Origin of the sequence: Bacillus altitudinis (assembly GCF_001191605.1) — a bacterium.
GTDB classification, from domain to species: domain Bacteria; phylum Bacillota; class Bacilli; order Bacillales; family Bacillaceae; genus Bacillus; species Bacillus altitudinis.
In genome coordinates this window covers 64,956-88,466 of record NZ_CP009108.1, presented here as the reverse complement: position 1 = coordinate 88,466, position 23,511 = coordinate 64,956, and the positions used below count along the sequence as shown (strand labels likewise).

General features: G+C 41.0%; 24 protein-coding genes. 9 read left to right on the top strand and 15 right to left on the bottom strand.

What is annotated here, in order from left to right; all coding sequences use genetic code 11:
- Nucleotides 1–178 precede the first annotated feature (178 nt).
- A complete protein-coding gene (locus ID12_RS00500) occupies nt 179–388 on the top strand; it encodes a hypothetical protein (RefSeq protein ID WP_019744044.1) in 210 nt (69 codons plus the stop codon).
- Between the two features lie 274 nt (nt 389–662).
- Here ID12_RS00500 and ID12_RS00490 read toward each other — a convergent pair whose 3' ends face one another.
- The 7 genes from ID12_RS00490 to malK all read right to left on the bottom strand — a co-directional run bounded on the left by ID12_RS00490 (nt 663) and on the right by malK (nt 9,653).
- The gene (locus ID12_RS00490; RefSeq protein WP_017367956.1) at nt 663–2,000 is read right to left on the bottom strand and encodes a 2-hydroxycarboxylate transporter family protein; all 1,338 of its coding nucleotides are present in this window, start codon (nt 1,998–2,000) and stop codon (nt 663–665) included.
- Nucleotides 2,001–2,179: 179 nt separating this feature from the next.
- Nucleotides 2,180–3,139 carry an ABC transporter permease gene (locus ID12_RS00485; protein ID WP_008345835.1) on the bottom strand — a complete coding sequence of 320 codons (960 nt, stop codon included), beginning with the start codon at nt 3,137–3,139 and terminating at the stop codon, nt 2,180–2,182.
- Nucleotides 3,140–4,186, bottom strand: a complete 1,047-nt coding sequence (locus tag ID12_RS00480) for an ABC transporter permease (RefSeq protein WP_017367955.1) — start codon at nt 4,184–4,186, stop codon at nt 3,140–3,142.
- Entirely contained in the window at nt 4,179–5,714 is a 1,536-nt protein-coding gene (locus ID12_RS00475) for an ABC transporter ATP-binding protein (protein ID WP_050826563.1), read from the bottom strand. The genes ID12_RS00480 and ID12_RS00475 overlap by 8 nt, the downstream gene beginning before the upstream one ends.
- Before the next feature lie 159 nt (nt 5,715–5,873).
- Nucleotides 5,874–6,956 (bottom strand): BMP family lipoprotein, encoded by a 1,083-nt coding sequence (locus tag ID12_RS00470; protein WP_035701194.1) that lies wholly within the window; start codon nt 6,954–6,956, stop codon nt 5,874–5,876.
- A 395-nt stretch (nt 6,957–7,351) separates the two neighbouring features.
- Nucleotides 7,352–8,059: a response regulator gene (locus ID12_RS00465; protein WP_050826562.1), complete on the bottom strand. Its 708-nt coding sequence runs from the start codon at nt 8,057–8,059 to the stop codon at nt 7,352–7,354.
- Nucleotides 8,052–9,653, bottom strand: coding sequence for a malate sensor histidine kinase MalK (malK, locus tag ID12_RS00460; RefSeq protein WP_017367953.1), 1,602 nt, complete (start codon nt 9,651–9,653; stop codon nt 8,052–8,054). The genes ID12_RS00465 and malK overlap by 8 nt, the downstream gene beginning before the upstream one ends.
- 185 nt (nt 9,654–9,838) lie before the next feature.
- Here malK and ID12_RS00455 point away from each other — a divergent pair, with 185 nt between their 5' ends.
- The gene (locus ID12_RS00455; RefSeq protein WP_008345822.1) at nt 9,839–10,396 is read left to right on the top strand and encodes a YufK family protein; all 558 of its coding nucleotides are present in this window, start codon (nt 9,839–9,841) and stop codon (nt 10,394–10,396) included.
- A gap of 44 nt (nt 10,397–10,440) precedes the next feature.
- Here the strand turns inward: ID12_RS00455 and ID12_RS00450 are convergent, their stop codons facing one another.
- The 3 genes from ID12_RS00450 to ID12_RS00440 all read right to left on the bottom strand — a co-directional run bounded on the left by ID12_RS00450 (nt 10,441) and on the right by ID12_RS00440 (nt 14,058).
- Nucleotides 10,441–10,851 (bottom strand): thiol-disulfide oxidoreductase DCC family protein, encoded by a 411-nt coding sequence (locus tag ID12_RS00450; protein ID WP_035701187.1) that lies wholly within the window; start codon nt 10,849–10,851, stop codon nt 10,441–10,443.
- Between the two features lie 18 nt (nt 10,852–10,869).
- On the bottom strand, nt 10,870–12,771 hold the full coding sequence (locus ID12_RS00445) for a transglycosylase domain-containing protein (RefSeq protein WP_050826561.1): 1,902 nt from the start codon (nt 12,769–12,771) through the stop codon (nt 10,870–10,872).
- Nucleotides 12,772–12,879: 108 nt separating this feature from the next.
- Nucleotides 12,880–14,058 (bottom strand): MFS transporter, encoded by a 1,179-nt coding sequence (locus tag ID12_RS00440; RefSeq protein WP_220482436.1) that lies wholly within the window; start codon nt 14,056–14,058, stop codon nt 12,880–12,882.
- Between the two features lie 218 nt (nt 14,059–14,276).
- Between ID12_RS00440 and kapD the strand changes: the two genes are divergently transcribed.
- Nucleotides 14,277–14,894, top strand: coding sequence for a 3'-5' exonuclease KapD (gene kapD / locus ID12_RS00435; protein ID WP_025207898.1), 618 nt, complete (start codon nt 14,277–14,279; stop codon nt 14,892–14,894).
- On the opposite strand, the gene kapB is transcribed toward kapD, so the two are convergent.
- On the bottom strand, nt 14,891–15,283 hold the full coding sequence (kapB, locus tag ID12_RS00430; protein ID WP_041091822.1) for a kinase-associated lipoprotein KapB: 393 nt from the start codon (nt 15,281–15,283) through the stop codon (nt 14,891–14,893). The genes kapD and kapB overlap by 4 nt on opposite strands.
- A gap of 93 nt (nt 15,284–15,376) precedes the next feature.
- On the opposite strand from kapB, the gene ID12_RS19295 reads away from it, so the two are divergent.
- Complete coding sequence (locus tag ID12_RS19295; protein ID WP_008345810.1) at nt 15,377–15,553, top strand: hypothetical protein; 177 nt, start codon at nt 15,377–15,379, stop codon at nt 15,551–15,553.
- On the opposite strand, the gene ID12_RS00425 is transcribed toward ID12_RS19295, so the two are convergent.
- A complete protein-coding gene (locus ID12_RS00425; protein ID WP_024719721.1) occupies nt 15,554–16,846 on the bottom strand; it encodes a sensor histidine kinase in 1,293 nt (430 codons plus the stop codon). It abuts the gene before it with no gap.
- Nucleotides 16,847–16,979: 133 nt separating this feature from the next.
- Entirely contained in the window at nt 16,980–18,155 is a 1,176-nt protein-coding gene (locus ID12_RS00420; RefSeq protein WP_025207896.1) for a MalY/PatB family protein, read from the bottom strand.
- Between the two features lie 83 nt (nt 18,156–18,238).
- Between ID12_RS00420 and ID12_RS00415 the strand changes: the two genes are divergently transcribed.
- The gene (locus ID12_RS00415) at nt 18,239–18,499 is read left to right on the top strand and encodes a DUF1871 family protein (protein WP_025207895.1); all 261 of its coding nucleotides are present in this window, start codon (nt 18,239–18,241) and stop codon (nt 18,497–18,499) included.
- Here the strand turns inward: ID12_RS00415 and ID12_RS00410 are convergent.
- Nucleotides 18,496–19,320 carry an alpha/beta fold hydrolase gene (locus tag ID12_RS00410; protein ID WP_050826560.1) on the bottom strand — a complete coding sequence of 275 codons (825 nt, stop codon included), beginning with the start codon at nt 19,318–19,320 and terminating at the stop codon, nt 18,496–18,498. The two genes, ID12_RS00415 and ID12_RS00410, sit on opposite strands and share 4 nt — an antisense overlap.
- Before the next feature lie 178 nt (nt 19,321–19,498).
- On the opposite strand from ID12_RS00410, the gene ID12_RS00405 reads away from it, so the two are divergent.
- From ID12_RS00405 to yugI, 3 genes are all read left to right on the top strand, one after another.
- On the top strand, nt 19,499–19,999 hold the full coding sequence (locus ID12_RS00405; protein ID WP_007500517.1) for an Lrp/AsnC family transcriptional regulator: 501 nt from the start codon (nt 19,499–19,501) through the stop codon (nt 19,997–19,999).
- Nucleotides 20,000–21,193: an aminotransferase gene (locus ID12_RS00400; protein ID WP_050826559.1), complete on the top strand. Its 1,194-nt coding sequence runs from the start codon at nt 20,000–20,002 to the stop codon at nt 21,191–21,193.
- Nucleotides 21,194–21,391: 198 nt separating this feature from the next.
- A complete protein-coding gene (gene yugI / locus ID12_RS00395) occupies nt 21,392–21,784 on the top strand; it encodes a S1 domain-containing post-transcriptional regulator GSP13 (RefSeq protein WP_008345795.1) in 393 nt (130 codons plus the stop codon).
- Nucleotides 21,785–21,849: 65 nt separating this feature from the next.
- Here the strand turns inward: yugI and ID12_RS00390 are convergent, their stop codons facing one another.
- Nucleotides 21,850–22,086, bottom strand: coding sequence for a DUF378 domain-containing protein (locus ID12_RS00390; protein WP_008345792.1), 237 nt, complete (start codon nt 22,084–22,086; stop codon nt 21,850–21,852).
- Between the two features lie 144 nt (nt 22,087–22,230).
- Between ID12_RS00390 and ID12_RS00385 the strand changes: the two genes are divergently transcribed.
- Nucleotides 22,231–23,394, top strand: a complete 1,164-nt coding sequence (locus tag ID12_RS00385) for an iron-containing alcohol dehydrogenase (protein ID WP_017358962.1) — start codon at nt 22,231–22,233, stop codon at nt 23,392–23,394.
- The last annotated feature ends 117 nt before the right edge of the window (nt 23,395–23,511 follow it).

The window sequence follows — 23,511 nt, the reverse complement described above, 5'->3', positions numbered from 1 at the left end:
AGAACTGGTAACTAAAATTATAGCGTAAATACAGACATAGTGCATTGGTTTGAACTGATTTACGGCAAATCGAAATTGTTTTGAGTTCTTTTGACCACAAAAAATATTTTATCAAAAATGAAACTCGTTGTATATTGTTTTGTATTTCGTACATGCTTTTCTTAAAGGAGCTGATCAAATGAAACGAAAGATCGCCATCAGCTTAAGCATATTCTGCACGATTTTAGGAGGAGCATTCTTGATTGAACGAAATGATCAAAAAAGGTGGCAGGCTGGGAGTGAATGGCCACTATTTTCTGAACAACTCCTCCATATGACCTATCCGCAGGCGAAACAGTATCCTTTTCAGCCTCGGGAGTATATACGAATTGTATTAGCTGATGAATGAGGATGTATGGGAGAAAAGAAATATAAAAAAAGCATGTCCCTTACGAAAAGGACATGCTCAGCGTGTAGACAAACCCTCGCATTCGTTGTCAGTCCTGCGCTCCGGTGCTCACGAATGTCAAATTCGCTCTGCTCCGGTGCTCGTCCTTCCTAGACTGCAAAGGTTTTCTATCACGCTGAAAAGAAGACAAAGGGCTAAAATAAAGTACATTTTAGCCCTTTGTCAACTATCTGTGCATGTCCCTTATGAAAAGGACATGCTTTTTGTTTCTTTTTTAAGTAAACATTCTGAGTAAGATTGTTGCGCAAATAACGGTTGCTGCTCCGCCAAGACGTGTAGAGACTTGAGCGAAAGGCATAAGGCCCATTCTTCCAGAAGCTGAAAGAATCGCAACATCACCAGTACCGCCTAATCCACTGTGACAGCCAGTCACAATGGCAGATTCAACTGGATACATGTTCATGAATTTACCAACAAAGTAACCAGAACCAACCATGCCTAGAACAACAGCAATACATACACATACGAAAGGAATCGAAATAACAGTGGCCACATCATCAAGTGGAATGTATAGAATTCCTAAACCAACCATTAGAGGCCATGTAAAGCTTTTCGATACAAACTTGTAGAACTGCTGTGAGCCGTTTTGCAAATGCTGAGGCATCACGTTTAAGTATTTGATTAATGCAGCAAGAACAATCATTAAGATTGGACCTGGAATATGAACAAAACTTTCTAATAAGCCGCCAAAGATAAAGGTTGTACAAGCAACAAGTACACCTGCACCCATTAAGCTGAAGTCAACTTTAGTATCCATGTCAGGCTGTTCAAAGATTTCATTTGCTTCTTTTGATTTAACAAGTCGTCCATTCCCGTTTAGTTCAGGACGTTTTTCACCAAGCTTTTTCATTGCGCCAGCACAAATGATGGCAATGACGTTCCCAATGACAGCAGCCGGAATCAATTGAGAAATTAATGACTCTGCTGATACACCAAGAATTTGCGAATAAGCAATCGATAATGGCAATATCCCTTCACCGACACCACCGGCAATAATCGGTACAATGATAAAGAAGAACGAATGATGCGGTGTGTAACCAACTAGAAGACCCACTAGAATTCCAGCAGCTACAGCTGTAATTGTACCTGCAACAAGAGGAACAAACATACGAATAAGGCCTTGTACTAAAACAGTTCGTTGCATCCCAAGAATACTACCTACTACAAGAGCAGATATATAGAAGTATAGGAAGTTCGACGTTTTCATCAGAGACGTAACCGCTTCCAACGAGTTTGGATTCAGAACATGAAAAAAGACCAGGAACGATGGTACGAATAAAGAAAGAATCGCCGGTCCACCAATATCTTTTAAGATTGGAATACGTTGTCCTACATCTCCTAGGAAAATCCCCAAAATCATAATAACAGCGAAACCACCAAGCATATTTGCTGGAATTTTATTAAAATAAGCGGCAGTTAAAATAATCGCTGCAAGTACTATATACACAGGTAGATCAATAACACCAATTTTCCAAGAAAGAATTTTTCGGAAAACGCTTTTATTATTGTCAGAATCGTTTGTAATCGATTTCAATTGTTGTGTATTAGCCACATAAACACCCCCAAATGCTATTTGTCTCAATTGTAGAAGATTCTGTGACACTCATCTATTTATTAAACTAAATTAAGTGTAATAAAAGTAAAATAAACGGGGGTTTTGTCGTTTTTATCATACAAAAATCCCCTGAAGATAGTTTGTCCTTCAGGGGATTGATCATACATGGTATTTATTTATCGTTTTCCTTTTAAATAAGGGGTACCAAGTGCTTTTGGTGCGTCTGCTCGTCCAATGAAGCCAGTAAGAGCTAGGATCGTCAGCACATATGGTGCGATGAGCATGTACACGTTCGGGATATCTTGAAACAGCGGAAGCAGAGAGCCAATGATGCTTAAGCTTTGTGCAAATCCAAAGAATAAAGCAGCGCCCATAGCGCCAAATGGGTGCCATTTCCCGAAAACAAGGGCGGCTAGCGCAATGAAACCTTGTCCTGTAATGGTGGCGTGTGAGAAATCAAGAGCGATGGTCGATGCATACACAGCTCCGCCAAGACCGCCAAAAAGACCACTAATGAAGACCCCGATATAGCGCATTCGGTATACCTTGATTCCCATTGTATCAGCTGCCATTGGATGCTCTCCGACTGCACGAAGTCGTAAGCCAAACGGCATTTTAAATAAAACAAACCAAGCGACAACCGCAAGAACTAATGCGAGAATGGACGTATAATACACATCTTTAAAGAAAATATCACCAATGATCGGAATATCACTTAAAAGGGGAATATCTCCTTTATAGAAAGGTTCTGTAATTTTATCCGTTTGTGCTTTTCCATAAATCAGTTTGACAACAAAAAGCGTAGCACCAAGGGCTAGCATGTTAATCGCAACACCACTGACCGTTTGATCTGCTCTGAACGTAATCGTGGCAACAGCGTGAATGAGTGAGAACACGCCGCCAATGGCCATACCAACAAGTAGACCGAGCCACGGGGTCAAGGCACCAAACGTATCAGCAAACATTAAGTTAAAGATAATACTAGAAAATGCTCCGACGACCATCAAACCTTCAAGACCGATATTGACGACACCTGATCTTTCTGAAAAGACGCCTCCAAGAGCGGTTAAAATAAGTGGTGCAGCATATACAAGTGTAGCCGGGACGATGATTTCAAGAATTTGCAGAAATCCCACTTATTTTCCCCCCTTTTTCTTCAATTGTTGAATGACAAGACGGATGATATAGCTTGAGGCAACGAAAAGAATAATGATCGCAATCACAATATCAACGACCTCAGTCGGTACGCCAGATTCAAGCGGCATGTTTAAAGCACCGACTTTCAATCCACCAAGCAATAATGCCGCTAAGACGACACCAATAGCTGTGTTTCCGCCTAATAAGGCAACAGCGATTCCGTCAAAACCAACGCCAGTGAATGATCCTTTAATCGAAGCATATTCAAATGTTCCGAGTCCTTCCATCGCACCTGCAAGACCTGCAAAGGCACCAGAAATGAGCATCGCATAAATGATGTTGCGTCGAACGTTCATCCCAGCATAATGAGAGGCCTGCTGGTTCATCCCAACTGCACGTAATTCAAACCCTTTAGAGGTTTTCTGGATAATAACCCACATGACAACAGCCGCAATAATGGCAACAAAAATCCCATTATGCATTCTAGAGAAATCAGTGATCTGCTCAAAAAAACCAGATCGAAGGGAAGCTGTTGCATCAATTTTTTCTGTTTTATCTTTATTGTTTGTTAAGACATTTGAGATTAAATAATTTGTGACATGAAGGGCAATGTAGTTCATCATGATGGTGACAATGACTTCATGTACGTAAAAACGAGCTTTTAAAAATCCAGGAATAAAGCCCCATAATGCACCAGCAGCTGCTGCTGTGATCAGTGCAAGAGGCAAATGGATATACATAGGGGCATGGACAGTTGTGCCGATCCATACAGCAGCTACCCAGCCAATCAGCATTTGACCTTCTACCCCGATATTAAAGAGGCCTGTCCGAAATGCAAAGGCAACAGCAAGTCCTGATAAAATATAAGGCGTGACTTGTCGGATGGTTTCTCCCATATAATAGGTTTCACCGAATACGCCATTCCAAAGGGCGCTATAACCTTCGATGACACTATAACCGCTTGCCAGCATAATGATGGCCCCAACGAAAAGACCAAGTACAATGGCGATAAGCGGAATCAGCAGATTTGTTAAGCGATTAGACATTTGCTTCTTTCCCCACTTCCTGTTGCGTACTTCCAGCCATTAACAGACCAAGTTCTTGCTCTGTAGTTTCTTTTGGATCCACAATGGCAATAATGCTGCCTTCGAAAATCACAGCAATCTTATCACTGACATTGATAATTTCATCAAGCTCAAAGGAGATGAGCAGAACAGCTTTGCCTGAATCCCTTTGTTCAATCAGACGTTTATGAACAAACTCAATGGCTCCGACATCAAGTCCACGTGTCGGCTGTGCAGCAATTAATAAATCAGGATTTCGGTCCACTTCACGGCCAATAATGGCTTTTTGCTGGTTACCACCTGATAGCGCACGTGCTTCTGTATATTCACTAGGTGTCCGTACGTCGTATTCAGCAATGATTTGTTTTGCTTTTTGATAAATATTTTTCATATTCATCAAGCCAAACTTCGAATATGGACGCTGATAATACGTTTGTAAGGAAATATTTTCTCCAATTGAAAAATCAAGGACAAGTCCGTGCTTATGACGGTCTTGAGGAATATGTCCGATACCAGATTCTGTGACCTTACGAGGCGGGAGATTTTGAATGGCTTTCCCGTTTAGCATGATCGTCCCAGATTCGGATTTTTTCAGACCTGTAATGGCTTCAATTAATTCAGATTGACCATTTCCGTCTACACCCGCAATTCCGACAATCTCACCGGCTTTCACTGATAAATTGAGTTGTTTCACGGCTTCAATTCCTCGCGTATCTTTAACAGTGAGATCTTGAATTTGCAAGACTTCTTCAGCAGGGGAGGCTGCTTTTTTGTCTGTTTTAAATGAGACTTCGCGGCCGACCATTAAACTGGCAAGCTCGTCTTTGTTTGTGTGTTCCACATCAAGTGTACGAATACCTTGCCCTTTTCGGATAATGGTCACACGATGACAGGCATCCATAATTTCTTTAAGCTTGTGGGTAATTAAAATAATGGATTTGCCTTCATTGATTAAGTTTTTCATAATTTGTATGAGTTCTTTTATTTCTTGAGGTGTTAAGACGGCTGTTGGTTCGTCGAAGATCAAGATGTCAGCGCCGCGGTATAGTGTTTTTAAGATTTCTGCTCGCTGCTGCATACCGACTGAGATGTCAGATACTTTAGCCGCAGGGTCTATTTTTAGTCCATAACGGTCAGAAAGTTCCTGCACTTGCTGAATGGCTTGTTCTTTGTCAATCTTTCCAAATTTCTTTGGCTCTTTTCCTAAAATGATGTTTTCAGCCACAGTAAATGTATCAACTAGCATAAAATGCTGATGGACCATTCCAATGCCTAAATCACTAGCATCATTTGGACTTGAGATTGTAACCGGTTTTCCGTGTACCTTGATTTCACCTTTTTCAGGCTGATACAGTCCGAAAAGCACGTTCATAAGCGTTGATTTTCCAGCGCCGTTTTCACCAAGCAGCGCATGAATTTCGCCCTTTTTTAGCTGCAGCGTAATGTTATCATTTGCTACAATGCCAGGGAATTCTTTGCGTATATTCAACATTTCAATGACATAATCCACAGGTTTAACCGCTCCTTTTTTAGGGTGCTGATGAAGATAAAAACTAGCAAAAGAAAAGCTGCAAAACAAGGCTGCAGCTTTTCTTTTACCACCTTTTACGAATAAAGAGGAGGTAAAGGAGAGGCAAGGGGATAAGGCGCGCTTATCCCGATGCACAAATTAAGCTTTAAAATCTTTTAGTTCATCACGTGTTGCAGGGATTTTTACTTCACCCTTGATGATTTTTTGTTTCCATTCTTCGACTTTCTTCAATACATCTTTATCAAGATTCTCTTGAGATGGAGAGATGTCAACGCCGCCTTCTTTCAGACCGTACGTGATGACTTCGCCACCAGGGAATTTACCTTCTTTTGCTTTTGTTGTTAAGTCTTGTACCGCTGTGTCTACTTTCTTAATCATAGAAGTAAGAGTGACACTTTGTTTTGTTCCAGGTACTTTACCTTCGTCATACTGGTCTTTATCAACACCAATGACCCACACTTTGCGGTCAGGATCAGCTTTTTTCAGGTTTTTCGCTTCTGTGAAGACACCAGTTCCAGTTCCGCCTGCTGCGTGGTAAATGACGTCAACGCCAGATTTGTACATACTTTCAGCTGTTGCTTTACCGATGTCTGCTTTATCGAATGCACCAGCATATTTCACTTCAACTTTTGCTTTTGGATTAGCTGCTTCAACGCCTGCACGGAAACCAACTTCGAATTTTCTGATTAATTCAGAATCAACGCCGCCAACAAAACCAATTTTGTTTGATTTTGTAGAAAGAGCCGCTGCCACACCTACAAGGAATGAACCTTCATTTTCGTTAAAGGTAATGCTTGCTACGTTGTCTTTTTTTACAACTGCATCAACGATGGCAAAGTGGTTTTTCTTACGTTGATCAGCAATTTCAGTAATAGAATCTTGCATTAAGAAACCAATTCCGTAAATCAAATCAAATTTCTCACGAGCAAGTGTGTTTAAGTTTGTTGTATAGTCAGCGTCTGATTTAGATTGTAAGTAATCAAAGCCGTTTTTACCTTTTGTTAAATTGTTGTCTTTCCCAAATGCTTGTAAACCTTCCCAAGCAGATTGGTTAAACGATTTGTCATCGACACCACCGACATCAGTTACCATTGCAACAGTGAATTGATCTTTATCTTTTTTGTTTTCACCGCTGTTTGAGCCAGAGTTGCCGCATGCTCCAAGGATGGTTCCTGCTGCTACGACTAAGGACAATGCAAGTCCAATTTTGCGCTTCTTCAAAACATAACCCCCTATAAAATTTAAAAGTTTCAGAAAAGTCTCGCGAAAAAAGACCGACTCTTGCCTTCTCCTATCCTTGTGAAAAGGGTATTTTATCCTGCATTCTTTTAAAATTGATGGAAACAGGAGAGAAGATGTAAGACATCAGACTTATATCTCGTTGAACTAATCAATCATAATTTATCATTTCCCATCGAATAAATAAATAGAAATTTGTTTTATTTTTAAAAAAATGTTAAAAGGCTAAATTCGATGTCTTTTTATGTGCTGAAATATGATATAATGCCGCTTTTATGATGTGCTCTACTACAGTGGAACCACTGATATCAAGGGGTTTGTGACATCGTATGCCATAAAAAAACATCTGGCCTTTGTGAAAGGTCAGATGTGTCAAATTAAAGATATTGCTGTATCAAATTCATGTTGCTTGTATTCAGTTTATATTGGAAAACAGGGCGGCCGATTGTCCCGTATGCCATCTCCACATCAACCACTTCGATATCCTCAAGAAATTTCAAATATTTTCTAATCGAAACTTGGGAGATTTCAGTATGATTGGCTAGGTCTTCGGTCGTGAAAGCCTGCTGACCGAATGATTGAATGCTTGTCCAGATGAGTTTGAGTGTGCTCTTCGTTAAGCCTTTTGGCAGCAGGACTTTTTCCGCCTCTGCTTTTTTATGAAAAAGCTTCGCGTCTAAATCATTTTGCGAGATGCTGTTCATCGTTTGGTATAGGGCATGTTTTCTTTTATATTCTGCCAGTGCTGATTGGAAGCGTTCGAACTCAAAAGGTTTGATTAAATAGTCGACAGCTCCGTTCCGCATCGTTTGCTGTACGACATCCACTTCATTTGCAGCTGAAATGACGATGACGTCAACGGAATGATTTTGCTGACGAATTTCTGATAATAGGGCAAGCCCATTTTGTCCAGGCATATAAATATCAAGCAATACAAGGTGAATGATTTCTGATTTTAAGATGTCTAGTGCCTTCTGAAATGAGGTGGCAATCCCTTTTAATTCAAATCCTTCTATTTGGGTCAAGTAGCGTTTATTCAGCTCCCCGACCATTGGGTCATCTTCTACGATCAACACATTAATCATGTGAATCCTCCTTTTGTTTATATGGAATACGGAGACTAAAGGTCGTTCCTTCTCCTTTTTCGCTTGTGACGATCATATGTCCGTTCAGTTTTTTGATGCTTTGGTCAACAAAGTAAAGGCCAAATCCTCTGTCTTCTCCTTTTGTTGAAAAGCCTTGATCAAACATAATGTCCTGTTCTTCTTTTGTCAGACCGACCCCTGTGTCTGTAATTTCAATATGAAGCTGCTCTTGGACATATCTGAATGAGATGGAGATATTTTTGTTCTCTGTATGGGAAACGGCATCGAGTGCGTTATTTAACAGATTACCGATGACCGTAATAAGGTCATGTGTGACTGCTGGGTCCTCCGAGTTTGGTACTTGTGTACTGCAATTGACTTCTAAAGCTGCGCCTTGTTCTCTGATGTAGCTTTGTTTTCCTAGTAAAAACCCGGCTAAGACAGAGTTTTTCACATGGTTGATGATTTCATTTGTTTCTGTCTGCTGATAAATCGCAATATCTTTAATATAGGTGCCAAGGTCATCATAGTTCTTCAGCTGGACCAATCCTAAAATGACATGGAGCTTGTTCATAAATTCGTGTGACTGGGCACGAAGTGCATTGGCATACATCTTCACCCCGCTCAGCTGCTCAGCCAGGTGTTTGACTTCTGTTTTGTCACGGAAGGTTGCGATCGCTCCGACAATTTCTCCTTTTACCGTAATCGGAACCTCATTAAAGACCAGCTCCAGTCCGTTCATTCTGACATCGCGATCAAGCAGCGGTTTCCGTGTTTCGATTACTTGCTTTAAGCCGCTTGAAGGAAGAAGGGCCTGTACATCTTGTTCTCTAGGGTCAACCATAATGCCCATATTATGAAAAAGACGTTTAGCTTCTGCATTTGCCAGCTTGATTTTACCGTGCTGATCGACGGCAAGAATGCCTTCTTTTGTTGATTCTAGCATAGCGCTTCGTTCTTTTAATAATGTGGCAATTTCATCTGGCTCTAGTCCAAACATAATCTTCTTTACTTTACGTGCCACAATGAGTGCGCCGATAATGCCAGATAAAAGGCTTAGCGATGTGACAAAGTAGAGCGGGAGCAGGCTTTGATGAATAATTAAATCAATTTCCTTTAATGTAATCCCAACTGCCACAGCCCCGAGCTGCTTGCCATCTTGGTTATAAACAGGAACAAAGGCACGCATGGACTTGCCAAGTGTTCCAGATGCGGTACTAATATGTTCTTTACCCTGTAATGCCGGTTTTTCATCACCGCCAGCAAACCGCTTCCCAATCTTTTGCGGATTCGGATGTGTTTTGCGGATACCGTTCATATCCATGACGACAACGAATTCGGTTTTGGTAATACGCTGAACACTTGTTGTATATTTTCGCAGTGCTGTATATGATTGATCTTTTTCCAATGATTTTGCTGTGATCGGAGCCTCTGCGACCATTTTGGCAGTGGAGAGGGCGATATCACGTTCCTGCTGATGAATATTTTTGGCTGTTTCTGACCAGATCGTAAAGAATGTGATACAGAGGGAGATCAGGACAACAATACAGACAAAGATCGTCAGCCGTGTTTGCAGTCTTAAAGTTTTTTTCACGAGTATACCCCTAACGCGCAATTTTTTCGTAATAGTAATACTTTAACGGGAAAATGTAAGTTTGTGAAGGAATGTACGTGCAAAATCACAAATTTGATTTAGATTCCAGTTTACTTGGAAAGCATCTTGTCAATCCGTTTTAAGTGAGCCATAATAAAAATGAGCTTATGAGAAAGGATCTATTTATGAAAAATACATATTTGACTGGATATTTTCCGCTGATTTCGATTTTGCTATTCAGCTCTGCCTTTTCTATTTTTACAGTAGGTATCACGACTGACTTCTTGACCCAAGCAGGGATTTTAAAAGGAATGCTGGAATTTTTCTCTGAACAGGGCATTCGTCTTGCTTTGTTTGCCGCATTTGCACTTGTTTATTTTATGATTTTATCTGCTTTAAAACTCATTGCAGATACGGTGTTAGAGTTGGCGCTGCTCTTTTTTGCAAAGGACCCTGAAGGGGAGAACTTAAAGAAAATTCGGATTGCATCGGTTGTCTATTTGTTTGCCAGCTTACTTGCATTTCTATTGACGCAGCAGCTCATTCTGCTTGTTGGACTTTTTGTTTTAGCAAGTCTCGTCTATTTTATCTGGGTTGTGGTACGCATTTATCAATCACTTTCCATGCTGAATTTAATTGGGTTTATGATGTTTATTCTGCTGTTTTGGGCCACGTTTTTGATCGGCATTTTGTACTTATTTATTAAGCTTTATAACAGTGTGATGGCGAGTCTGCCAGCTTAATCAGACGAAAGAAAGCATCCTCCGATGATGGAGGATGCTTTTTTTTATGGAAGAAACCGCTTCTGAATTTCTGGTGTAGGCATCATACAGGATGTTTTTTGACCAAACCATTTGTAGCGATTCTTTGCAATGAGCTGATAAAACCAGTCACGGATTGGACGAGGGATCGCGAGGAGTAAATAGCTCCATCTGTATATCCCTTTTAAATGCCGCGCGGCTTTTAAGATGCCTGTTGACTTCATATAAAGGGTCCCATTTTCAATATAAATGAATGAATTGAACTCATCTAAAGGCAAGCCGTTTTCTTTTAAAATACGCTGTCCTGTATCTGATTGTAAAGAAGCAAACATCATCCGCTCATTCGGGTCGCGCTTGATGATAAACTGAACAGCACCACTGCACACGTTGCAGACACCGTCAAATAAAATGAAGTGAGAGGGTTGTGTTGAATGCATTGCAATCAAACCTCCTGTTTATCTAGCGTATTGCATAGTTTGTTTCCAAATACGTAAGTGCGGGCTTGAACTATAAATCGATTCAACGGTTCCTCTATCTCTTCCTACCCATACACCCATTGTGTATTGATCTGTCAGGCCAACAAACCAAATGTCTTTGTAGTCATTGGATGTCCCTGTTTTCCCCCCAATGTAAGGAGAATTGAAATTCGCCTTTTTCCCTGTTCCACTTTTCACAACAGAGGCAAGTAGTTTGCGCATTGTTTCATTTGTACGCTGAGAATAGATTTGCTTCGGCGACTCTTTCCACTTGTAAAGGGTTTTGCCGTTTAAGTCTGTGACCTTTGTAATGGAGTGATTTCGCGTATAGGCACCTTGATTGCCAAACACGGTATAGGCATCGGTTATTTCTAGCGGCGAGAAGCCTTTTGTAAATCCTCCAAGTGCAGAAGGGAGGCGGTAATCATCTGCGACAATATGTTCGAATGAAAACTTTTCTAAATAGCTGAAGCCTTTTTTGACACCGACTGTATCAAGCATACGAATCGCTGGTGTATTGTAAGAGTTCTTAAAGGCTGTTTCAAGTGTTACAGTTCCATATGTTTTATGACTATAGTTTTGCGGGCAGTATCCGCTGCTGCAAAACTTGCCGGCACTAATTTTGCTTGATGCCGTGGCACCGGTTTGATCAATATAAGGGCCATAATCTAACAGCGGCTTAATTGCGGAACCAGGTTGTCTTTGCGCTTGATAGGCGTAGTTGAAATCAAACTTTTTATAATTCTTCCCGCCAGCAAGTGCGACGATTTGGTGGGTTTGGTGGTTAATGACTGCTGAACCGCCTTCCACACCTTGATAAGGCAATTGTGCATTGAGCTGATAGACCGCTCTTTGTTGTAAGGAAGGGTCTAGTGCTGTATAAATCTTCACACCATCTTGAAGCAATGCACTAACCTTTTCTGATAATTCTTTTTGAATTGCTTTTTTTGCGCCAGCTGTTTTGGCTTTTTTCAATCGTTTTGTAAAGCCTTCCTGATCAGACACCAGATCGGTAAATTCTTCATTAGCATATGTCACATAGTCAGGATAAAGATTTTTCTTTTCACTTAAGGACAAGCTGATTTTTTCTTTCACTGCTTTTTTGTATTGCTTCTTCGTAATGACACCATCTTTTTCTAAAATACCAAGCAGCCGTTCCTGGCGTTTCTTTGTATGTTTGAATTGTTTCAATGGGTCATACAGCGTAGGGTTGTTAGGAATCGCAGAAATAAATGCCATCTGTGCAAGCGTCAAAGAACTAAGCGGCTTATCAAAATAGTAATTAGCCGCAGAACCGACACCGTAAACCCCGTTACTGAAATAAATCGTATTTAAATAGCTTTCGAGAATTTCCTCTTTTGTAAATTTTCGCTCGAGCTCATAGGAATAGAGCAGTTCTGTAAACTTTCGGCTGAATGAACGTTCATGACTTAAATATAAATTACGGGATAACTGTTGTGTGATGGTGCTGGCGCCTTGGCTAATGCCATGGTTTTTCACATTTGCAGCAAGGGCACGAATCACGCCCATAAAGTCAATGCCTTTATGGTCATAAAAGTTGCGGTCCTCTGATCGGAGGAACAGCTCCTTGACGGAATCAGGAATTTTATCGTATTTCACGAAAACACGGTTCTCATCGTTTGATACGATCTCAGAGATAAGAGAACCATCTCGATCATACATATAACTGTTTTGGGAAAAGTCTACCTTTTCCAGCTTGATTTTTTGATCAAGCACTTCGTTAACAGGTTTTACACTTGCGGCTTCTTCCTTTGATAGATAAAAAGTCAGAACAAATAATGGGATGAGGGCAGCAAGTAATAACCAACCAATGATTGCACGAAACATGAGGTCACTCACTTTCTTCGGATTTCTAGCCATATCGTACCATTCTTTTGCGATTACGAGAAGGTTATTTTTAGAAAAGAATAGACGTGAAGTCTAGTAAACAAGGCATTTAGACAGAAGAAAAGAGTATCTGATGATGGATCAGACACTCCTCTCTTTTGTCTTTGATTGTGAGCGGACCGCCCATAAAAATAATGCCCCGAAAAGGAAAATGCCGGCGGTAACATAAAAGACAGCTGGAATTCCGTAATGACTCGCCACAATACCGCCTATGACGGGTCCGACGACATTTCCAAGAAAGCGGAAGCTGACATTGTAACCAAGCACTTCTCCTTGCATAGAGGCAGGCGCTTTGATGCGAATATAGGCCGTCGTACAAGGAATGATGCCGCCTAGTGCCATCCCGTATAAGAAACGGAAGATCACTAACATCCCGTAGGAATCTGCCATCGCTTGCGGGATGAATAAAATGGAGGAGAGGATGAGAAGGGCAAGCAGCACCTTATCGTGACCAATACGATCTCCAAGGTCTCCCCATTTCCGTGTAAACAGCAAATTGCCAAGCCCGGTTGCAGAAAACGCCAGCCCTGCATAAAAGGCAAGATTGACTGGGCCGTGTAAATCATGAATGTACAAGGCTAAAAGCGGCTGAATACTAAAGTTCCCGACTTGCGTAATAAATGTGAGTAGCATGGTGACGACAAGTAAAGGCTGTTTGAAAATATGGACAAGGACGTCCTTCCGTGAGTAAGATACCCGTTTTGCTTCTTTTGAACGGATCGGCTGTTCTTTCACACCGAAGATAATGACAATCGCTGACACATATATGACAGCAGCTGTTAAGAAAAATGTATAAATGAATCCGACACTGTCTGCCATAAATCCACCCATTAACGGACCGAATAACCCTCCGGCGACATTACTCATCTGCATCGTACCAAGGGTCTTACCGGCTGTTGCCTTTTCGGTCTGTGCAGAAATCAGTGCCATCGAAGTCGAAATAAAGCCTGTCACAAGTCCCATGAAAAGCCTTAACGCAAATAGTTGATAAACGGTTTGAACAAGCCCCATTAATAAAATGCTTGTTGCAATCCCAATGCCATTAATGAGCAAAATCTTTTTATAGCCATGCCGGTCACCAATCCGTCCCCAAATTGGAGAAATGAGAAAGGCTGTTAAAAACGTAACCCCAAAGACATAGCCGCTCCATCTTTGAACAAATTCATTCGAATAACTGCTATCAAGAGACTCTATGTAAAGTGATAAAAAAGGGACGATCATTGTAATGCTGGCAGATACAAAAAAGTTCACAAACCACATGATGTACAAGTTTTTCTTCCTGTTTGTGATAAAGACCACCTTCTTTATTTATTTCGTGTTCCTTAATAATTATAAAGGAAAATAAACGATCTTTCATCTGATGAATAGGTTGGGCATAGTGAATCTGCATTATTTTCACGAAAATGAAGTGATTTCAAAGTCCGTCTTAATATAATAGTAGCAGGATGGAAAATAGACGAGAAAGTGGGGTGAGACTGATGGAACAGAAGACGCTGCTTGTGGTCGATTTTGAATTTACGATGCCTGATGGGAAATATCATCCGCAAAATTTTTTCCCGGAAATCATTGAAGCCGGTGTCGTTAAAGCATCAAATGAAACGATCATAGACACATTCTCAAGCTATGTCAAACCGAAAAAGTTCCCGAAGCTGACAAAGCGCTGTAAATCGTTCCTTGGCATTACGCAGCAGGATGTAGAAAGCGGGATTTCTTTTGAGACGTTTATCGAGAAGCTCGTGTCACTCGATGGGGGAGAAGACTGTGAGATTATCACATGGGGAAATATGGACATGAAGGTACTGAAGCAAAACTGTATGCTCAATCATATTGGTTTTCCTTTTAAGGGGAATCAAAGGGATCTGGCTTTTGAATATAAAACCTTTTTTGGGGATAGAACACTCACAGGACTTCGGAAAGCAGCTAAGGAGTACGGCAGTGAAGGAGCTGGTAAGCATCATAAAGCACTCGATGATGCCATGACCACTTATCAGCTGTTCACCCTTTTTGAAAAAGATCGATCCTATGTGGAAAATCCGCAAACAACCAAAATTGGTGAACTCATTGACTTCTCTCACTTTTTTGATTCGGCAGATTAGCGGGCGTCTTCTGGAAAATAATCTTTTTCAAGAGAAGAGAGGCACGCTCTTGATTTTTCAGCCCACTTGGAATCATCCGCACTGAGCCCTTTTTTCAATTTGTCTACGGCGTCTTTCAGTGATACTTGATAATCAGGTATGTCGCCATCATAAGGCTTGACCATATGATGAGGGATGTTCGTCTGTTCCCTAAAGGCCAAAGCCCGTCTTTCCTGAAAAAAAGGTACGTCCGCTTCTTTTGGATGATGCAGGTCACCTTGAGTGGGGTGTGTTAAAACCGCTTTTACTTGAACGAGATAAGTAGATGGTTTAATGGCTGTCACTTCCCCAATGTAAACACCTGTTTTGTAAAAACCTTTCACGATTTGTCCAATCTGAATGTCTGTCATATGAAATTCCTCCATTTCCTTCGCATAAGAAGGTATTTCCTTTCTTTTAGCCAATATAGTGAAGTAAACGAGCAAAAGGGGGAAGAGCGGAACATGTCGTTCATCATATTCTTTCTACTGTATTTTCCTGAAGATAAAAGGGAGTATATCCCTGCGGCAATCACGACGGTGCTTTTCTTTGCTGCTGCATTTATTTGCTTTCGTCTGATCGTTCGTGCTTCTAAGAAGCAGGAGCAGATCGATGAAAAAAGGACAAAAAAAATGGATTGATCATTTTCTTCTTGTATCTTCAGGAAACTTCACGGTGACTGTTGTACCAGACTGCAATGAGCTTTTGAAACGAATCGTTCCATGATGATTTTCAATGATGGAAAATGTCACTGTCAACCCAAGCCCTGTTCCTTTATTTTTCAATGTGTAATAGGGTTCACCAAGCTTTTTCATTTGGCTTTCTGACATGCCTACACCGTTATCAACGAAATAAAGGCAGATTCGATGATTTTCTTTTGAAGCAAACAGTTCGATTTTACCTTCGTGTTCGGGTGCTGCTTCGATTGCATTTTTGATTAAATTAATCATGACTTGTTTGATTTTCGTTTCATCACCTTGGATGTATAAGTCTGGTTCAATCGATTGATGAATCGTGACCGACTTAAAATTCGCATAGGATGTCATCAGCGACGCACACTCTTCAAGTAATTTAGATAAATTGAGAGACTCAATTTGATAATAATTTTGTTTCGCAATATCAAGATAGCTCGTAATAATATCCTGAGCACGGTCAAGTTCAGATAAAACGAGATTTTTATAATCTTTATTGGTTGACGGCTCTTTCGTATTGTCACTTGAAAAGAGCAGTTGGATAAATCCTCTCACCACCGTCAGTGGATTGCGGACTTCATGGGCGACACTTGCTGCCAGTTCACTCACAATCGTCAGTTTCTCTGATTGGACAAGCTGTGTTCTCATTTGCGCATTCTCTTTCACAAACTCAATGGAATAAATACTCAGCACAAGAAAGAATATGTAGTAAAGAGTTGAGAAAAATAATTCAAGTAGCTTTTGCTGCATAATGAATGCAGGGCTGTACTCAATTAAGCTGACCACAAGCAGTCCAATGTAAATAAACATCCCTTTTGATAACGCAATCATGACTCCGTATAACAGCTTTCTCTGCTTAGAATATTGGCGCCATTTCCGGTAAAGCAAGAAAGGAATGAAAAAGTAAATCGGTACAACAATCAATCCAACCCATAAAAAAGAACCATACATCACGAATTTTACGGTTGAACTAACCAAGATAGCGACGATTCCGGCGGTATATCCCCCGTATAAAATAGCCAGTACAAGGGGAATCGATTGAAGCCCAGTCTGCAAATCTAAAATCGAACCAACTGGATACATAATACATAGTGCTGATGAAATGGATGCAAATATGGTGATGAGCAGTTTATTCGTTTTAGGGAAATGAGCAGGGGTCCGGCTTAGCCATAGTGCATGATATAAAAAGATTGGAAATAGAATAAAAGATACATGGAGCAGAAAATCCTTGAACATTTCCATTTAAATGCTCTCCTCGTAAATAATTGTAATTCCTCTCATTATATCATTTCATGTACAAAGTAGATATGATAATAGGAGGGTTTTTTTCTTTAAAAAGAACACCCGTTAGGATGTTCTTTTGATAGAAATGGTTTTATTCGGATGATTGAGTGAATGCTTGGTGAAGGCGCTTCAGACCTTCTTTCACTGTTCCGGCAGGACAGCCTAGATTCATTCGAATAAAGCCGTCTCCTTCGTGCCCATATACGTTTCCGAGCTCTAGTATGACCTTGCCTTTTTTCAGCAGATTACGTTTCAATTCTGCTTGAGTGAGCTCATAATCACGAATATCCAGCCACAATAGATAAGAAGCATCTGGTTTCATATAACGCATGCTCGGCAGATAATCATCAATATAATCCATTGCGATCTTCATATTATTTTCGAGATAAAGAACAAGTGAATCAAGCCACTCATCTCCGTGGCGATAGGCCGCCTCCATGGCAGGAATCGCAAAGGCATTCAGTTTAGACAATCCATTTCTTTGCACTTCATTGGTGAAAAGAGTTCTTTTTTCTTCATCAGAAATGATAATGGCAGATGCCTGAAGCCCAGCTAAATTAAATGTTTTACTCGGTGCAATACACGTTACCGTGATGTTAGCTATCTCATCAGAAAGGCTGGCAAAAGGCACATGCGGCTGCCCGTAAAGCATCAGATCGGAATGAATTTCATCTGACACGACGGTGACACCGTACTGTACACATAAATCTCCTACACGCTTTAATTCCTCTTTTGACCAAGCTCTCCCTGAAGGATTATGCGGATGACAAAGAAACATCAGCTTTGCTTCTGGCCTGCTTAATTTCTTCTCTAAATCATCAAAATCCATCATGTAACGGTTGTTTTCTATTTTTAAAGGGTTGGTTGAGACGATACGTCCGTTTCTTTCAATCATTTGATAGAAGGGCGTATACACCGGTGACTGAATGACCACTTCATCATTCGGAGCTGTAAAGGCTTGTACCGCAAAACTAAGTGCTGTCACGATACCTGGTGTGAAGGTGACGGCATCTGTTTGTATCGTCCAACCGTGTCTTCTTTTGACCCAGTCAGCTACTGCTTGCTGCGTATCCTGATCCTGAAATGCATAGCCGAATACGCCGTGATCTAATCGTTCTTTTAAAGCATCAAGCACGACTTGGGGCGCTTTAAAATCCATATCTGCTACCCACATTGGCAGCGCATCTGTTGTCAGGAATAAAGACTCTGCTTGATCCCATTTGACTGATTTTGAACCTTTACGTATGATCTGTTCGTCGAAATTCATGAAACCCACCTCTAGCCGTTTTTCAACCATTCTTGGTTGTGCTAAAATAAACATCACAAAATTTATTATAAGCGGTGATCCCCATGAAAGATAGTCAAGCTGTAGAAGAGATGATTCAAATCATTAAGGCATGGGACCCTTTTCAGTATGGAGAGGACTTTTACGAAACGGAGCCTGCTGACGTCATCAGTGCCTTATACGACGCAGAAGACCCGTTATCTTTCGCGAAAGACATTCAAGCCATTTACCATCACTCATTTGATCAGCTTCTTCCGATGGAAAGCTGCCAGCATATCGCAAATCAGCTTTTTATCATAAGAGAAAGTAGCTCCTGTTCGTTTTAAGACAGGCTGAAATGACCAATTTGATCAGACACAAAGACCGGATTTTCCTCAGGGATGAGGTGCCCGGTTTTTTTTAATGCGTGAAAGGTTGAATGCGGCAGATCCTTGTGCAGTCTTTCGCCAATTTGAATAGGAATGATCCGGTCTTCCTCCCCCCAAATCAGCAGGACAGGTGTCTCCATTTTCTTTAAGACATCTGACGCTAAATCGCCTTCCCTATGCCGAATCAAACGAAAAATACCTCTGAAAATTTGGTCATCTGAAAAAGGCTTTAAATATCCGTCCACCATCTCTTGATCAATAATCGAATGATCATGCACAACAGCGGTTAAATTTTTCATAATACCTTGCTTGAACAACTTTCTTTTTAAATAGAGATAAAAATAAGGAATATATGTGCTGTAAACAAGCGACTTTTTGGACTTATTCATATACCCTGAACTGCATAAAAGAACAGCTTTTTCAAATAGGTCGGGACGCTCAGAGGCAGCATATAAAGCAATTTGTCCCCCCATGGAATGCCCCACGAGGATCGCATGCTGAATCTGCAAATAACCAGCTAGTTCAATGATGATTTTTGCCATGTTGCGATAGCTGTAAATGAACGTATTCGATTTTTCGGACTGCCCGAATGGAGGCAGATCAATCGCAATTAAATTGAAGTCTTGTTTCAGAAGCGGGATGAGCTTTCGATAGCTGAAGGTAGATGAGAAAAGGCCGTGAATCAAAATCAATGTCTTCTTACCTTCATTTGGATAGTGTTCGTAATAGATATCTAAACCGAATTTACTTTTCATATAGGATGGCTGTACAATGTCCACACTCATCAACTCCGATATTTGATACTCACTCTCTGTTAGGTGACTGTATTGTACCCTAAAAAGTGGATTTTAAGCTACGATTAGAATCTTTTCCCTGCTTAGCATAACGGGAAAAACGTGCTATAATGTTCAGAAGATTTTTTTAAACTAGCTTTTTACAATCAGAGGTGTGAAATCAATGAAACTAACCGAAAAAGAAACTGAAATATTAGAGATTTTAGATGAAAACAGCCGCGCCGATTTAAATACAATTGCAAAAATGGCAGGTGTGACATCAGAAGAAGCAGAAGCCATTATTCAAAAGCTGGAAGATCAAAAAGTCATTATTGATTATTCGACCATGATTGACTGGCGAAAAGTAGACGGACACGAAGGCGTTACAGCGATGATTGATGTGAAAGTGACCCCAAAAAGAGGCGTCGGTTTTGATGAAATTGCTGAACGCATTTACAGGTTCCAAGAAGTGGAGTCCGTGTATTTAATGTCAGGCGTGTATGATTTATCTGTTGTGATCAGAGGAAGATCCATGTCTGATATCGCCCGCTTCGTATCTGAAAAATTATCGACACTTGATTCTGTTGTTTCAACCACTACCCACTTTATTTTGAAAAGATATAAGCATGATGGGAAAGTCTTTGAAACAGGGGACGATGACAAAAGAATCGTGGTGTCTCCTTAAATGAAAAAGTCTTATTTATCTGAAACGGTACAAAGCATTCAGCCGTCAGGTATTCGGAAATTCTTTGATTTGGCAGCCACAATGGAAGGGGTTATCTCCCTCGGCGTCGGCGAACCGGATTTCGTGACAGCTTGGAATGTGAGAGAAGCCAGTATTATGTCTTTAGAGCAAGGACTGACCTCTTATACAGCAAATGCTGGGCTGCTCTCTTTGCGAAAAGAATTGAGCCATTATTTATATAAGCGGTTTCAAATTGAATACAGTCCTGAAGAAGAACTCATTATTACCGTTGGCGGCAGCCAGGCGCTTGATTTGGCCTTTCGCGCCATTTTAAACAACGGGGACGAAGTAATCATCCCTGAGCCTTGTTTCGTCGCATATGGGGCTCTGACGACACTTGCGGGCGGTGTACCGGTTTATTTAAGTACATCGGCAGAAAAAGATTTTAAAGCCGATTCTGCTGATCTTCGTACGAAGCTGACGCCGAAAACAAAAGCCATCTTGCTATGCTCTCCATCAAACCCAACAGGGTCTGTTTACTCGAAAGAAGAGCTTGAAGATATTGCTCAGTTTGCAAAGGAGCATGATCTTTTAATCATCACAGATGAGATTTATGCAGAGCTGACGTACGATGAAGCTTTTACGAGTGTGGCGGCGATTCAAGATATGAAGGAAAGAACGATTTTGATTTCAGGCTTTTCCAAAGGGTTCGCTATGACGGGGTGGCGCTTAGGCTATGTGGCAGCACCGCCAATCCTCCGTGATGCCATGCTGAAAATACATCAATATTCTATGATGTGTGCACCAGCTATGGCACAATATGCCGCAGAAGAAGCATTAAAAAATGGACTTGAAGATGTGGAGAAAATGAAGAAAAGCTACAGAAGGCGCCGTAATTTGTTTGTCGGCTCTCTCAATGAACTTGGACTCACTTGCCACCAGCCAAACGGAGCGTTTTACGCTTTCCCGTCCATTAAAAGCACAGGCATGACTTCAGAACAATTTGCCGAGGAGCTGCTGCTTAGCGAGAAAGTAGCGGTTGTCCCTGGAAATGTATTCGGTCCAAGTGGTGAAGGACATATTCGCTGTTCATATGCATCATCACTCGATCACTTGCAGGAATCACTTTCAAGAATCCAGCGTTTTTTGCAGAATAGACAAGTGAAAGAAGAGGCACCTGCTATCTTAAAATAAAAAAAGGCATCAATCCATCTGGATTCATGCCTCTCAAATTAGGGGGGAATACTAGAAAGCATTCTTGTTTTCAGGTATTCCCCCTTTTGAACGGATCTAAACCCAATTAAAAAATATTTTGCGTAAAAGACCGTTCTGTGATATAGTTTTTAATTGCGTATAAACGAATATTAAAACATTTATTTAGGAGTTGTTATCATGGCGACAAAGTTTGAAGTAGGCAGTGTTTACACTGGTAAAGTAACAGGATTACAAGCGTATGGTGCGTTTGTTGCATTAGATGAAGAAACTCAAGGGCTTGTGCACATTTCTGAAGTGACACACGGTTTTGTAAAAGACATCAACGAGCACCTTTCAATTGGTGACGAAGTACAAGTGAAAGTTCTTTCTGTTGATGAAAATGCTGGTAAAATCAGCCTTTCTATCCGTGCAACGCAAGAAGCACCTGAAAGAAAAGAAAGCAAACCAAAGAAACAAAGACCACAGCAAGTGAAAGAAGAAGCTGCTGCACCACAAGGTTTCAATACACTGAAAGATAAACTTGAAGAGTGGATTGAGCAATCAAACCGTAAAGACCTTATCAAGAAATAAAAAAAGCACCGCTTCAAACGGTGCCTTAGGCTGCCTCATAGGCAGTCTTTTTTTATGTCTTTTTGTTAGCGGACCTCTGGATTTGGCTCGTCACGGCGGACAGCTTCTTCGCTAGGTTTGAACAACAGACCAAGATTGACAAGGCCTGCAATTCCAACAAGACCATAAATAATACGTGATAATGCAGCACCTTGACCGCCAAAGATCGCTGCTACTAAGTCAAATTGAAAAAAGCCGATTAGTCCCCAGTTAATAGCACCGATAATCGTGAGCACGAGGGCAATACGCTGAATAGCACTCATCGTGATTCCTCCTTTCGCTACAGTATCAATACATTTATATTTTGCAGATTTTTAGCCAAACTATGCGTAAGAAAATGGATGAAAGCAAATTACTTTACTTTTGGAATGAAAGAGGCGCATAATGTAGCGCGAGGAGGAGATCACATGGATCGATTTACTTATTGGAACCCAACGAAATTAATTTTTGGAAAGGGAGAAGTATCAGCCCTTTCAGATGAACTAAAACACTACGGAAAAAACGTATTGCTTGTATATGGTGGAGGCAGCATTAAACGAAATGGCCTTTATGACCAAGTTGTCAGCATTTTAAAAGAATCAGGAGCTGCAATCACTGAGCTTGCTGGTGTTGAGCCAAACCCGCGCTTAACAACAGTTAGAAAAGGGGTTGAGCTTTGCAAAGAGAACCAAATTGATTTTATTTTGGCAGTCGGCGGCGGTAGTGTCATTGACGCAACCAAAGCGATCGCAGCTGGTGCGAAATACGATGGAGATGCTTGGGATATCGTCACTCGTAAGCATGTCCCAATGGAAGCCATCCCATTTGGTACAGTATTAACACTTGCCGCGACAGGTTCTGAAATGAACTCTGGCTCCGTCATCACAAACTGGGAAACAAATGAGAAATACGGATGGGGCAGTCCAGCTGTCTTCCCTAAATTCTCTATTCTTGACCCAGTCAATACATTTACTGTGCCAAAAAACCATACGATTTATGGCATGGTCGACATGATGTCTCACGTGTTTGAACAATATTTCCATCACACGGAGAATACACCTTACCAAGATCGCATGTGTGAAGGACTTCTTCGTACGGTCATTGAAACAGCACCAAAGCTGATCAATGATTTAGAAAACTATGAGCTTCGTGAAACGATTTTATTCACAGGCACCATTGCACTGAATGGAATGCTTTCAATGGGCGCACGCGGAGACTGGGCATCTCACAATATTGAGCATGCGGTATCCGCTGTGTATGACATCCCTCATGCAGGTGGTCTTGCGATCTTGTTCCCGAACTGGATGAAGCATGTCATTCAAGAAAACCCAGGTCGCTTCAAGCAATTAGCAGTGCGTGTATTCGATGTAGACCCTGCGGGCAAAACAGACGAAGAAGTTGGCTTAGAAGGAATCGAAAAACTTTCTGCTTTCTGGACAAGTCTAGGCGCACCAAACCGTTTAGCTGACTATGACATCAACGATGAGAAAATTGATCTGATTGCAGACCGTGCAATGGCACGTGGTGAATTTGGCCAATTTAAAAAGCTGAACAAAGAAGATGTTCTAGCTATTTTAAACGCTTCTTTATAATCGAACATGGAAAAGATAGCTGCTTTTAAGCAGTTATCTTTTTTGAGTTCTGCATGTACATATGTTACAGTAGTCTTTCATGTTTTTGGATATAAATGTTTTAAGGAGATGTAGAAC

Coding starts and splice junctions, on each gene's coding strand:
- ID12_RS00390 (WP_008345792.1), bottom strand. CDS start 22,086: ATGAGTGCTATTCAGCGTATTGCCCTCGTGCTCACGATTATCGGTGCT.
- yugI (WP_008345795.1), top strand. CDS start 21,392: ATGGCGACAAAGTTTGAAGTAGGCAGTGTTTACACTGGTAAAGTAACA.
- ID12_RS00425 (WP_024719721.1), bottom strand. CDS start 16,846: ATGGAAATGTTCAAGGATTTTCTGCTCCATGTATCTTTTATTCTATTT.
- ID12_RS00445 (WP_050826561.1), bottom strand. CDS start 12,771: ATGGCTAGAAATCCGAAGAAAGTGAGTGACCTCATGTTTCGTGCAATC.
- kapB (WP_041091822.1), bottom strand. CDS start 15,283: ATGACAGACATTCAGATTGGACAAATCGTGAAAGGTTTTTACAAAACA.
- ID12_RS00455 (WP_008345822.1), top strand. CDS start 9,839: ATGAAAAATACATATTTGACTGGATATTTTCCGCTGATTTCGATTTTG.
- ID12_RS00450 (WP_035701187.1), bottom strand. CDS start 10,851: ATGCATTCAACACAACCCTCTCACTTCATTTTATTTGACGGTGTCTGC.
- ID12_RS19295 (WP_008345810.1), top strand. CDS start 15,377: ATGTCGTTCATCATATTCTTTCTACTGTATTTTCCTGAAGATAAAAGG.
- ID12_RS00480 (WP_017367955.1), bottom strand. CDS start 4,186: ATGTCTAATCGCTTAACAAATCTGCTGATTCCGCTTATCGCCATTGTA.
- ID12_RS00420 (WP_025207896.1), bottom strand. CDS start 18,155: ATGAATTTCGACGAACAGATCATACGTAAAGGTTCAAAATCAGTCAAA.
- ID12_RS00500 (WP_019744044.1), top strand. CDS start 179: ATGAAACGAAAGATCGCCATCAGCTTAAGCATATTCTGCACGATTTTA.
- ID12_RS00405 (WP_007500517.1), top strand. CDS start 19,499: ATGAAACTAACCGAAAAAGAAACTGAAATATTAGAGATTTTAGATGAA.
- ID12_RS00440 (WP_220482436.1), bottom strand. CDS start 14,058: ATGTGGTTTGTGAACTTTTTTGTATCTGCCAGCATTACAATGATCGTC.
- ID12_RS00400 (WP_050826559.1), top strand. CDS start 20,000: ATGAAAAAGTCTTATTTATCTGAAACGGTACAAAGCATTCAGCCGTCA.
- ID12_RS00385 (WP_017358962.1), top strand. CDS start 22,231: ATGGATCGATTTACTTATTGGAACCCAACGAAATTAATTTTTGGAAAG.
- ID12_RS00415 (WP_025207895.1), top strand. CDS start 18,239: ATGAAAGATAGTCAAGCTGTAGAAGAGATGATTCAAATCATTAAGGCA.
- ID12_RS00465 (WP_050826562.1), bottom strand. CDS start 8,059: ATGATTAATGTGTTGATCGTAGAAGATGACCCAATGGTCGGGGAGCTG.
- kapD (WP_025207898.1), top strand. CDS start 14,277: ATGGAACAGAAGACGCTGCTTGTGGTCGATTTTGAATTTACGATGCCT.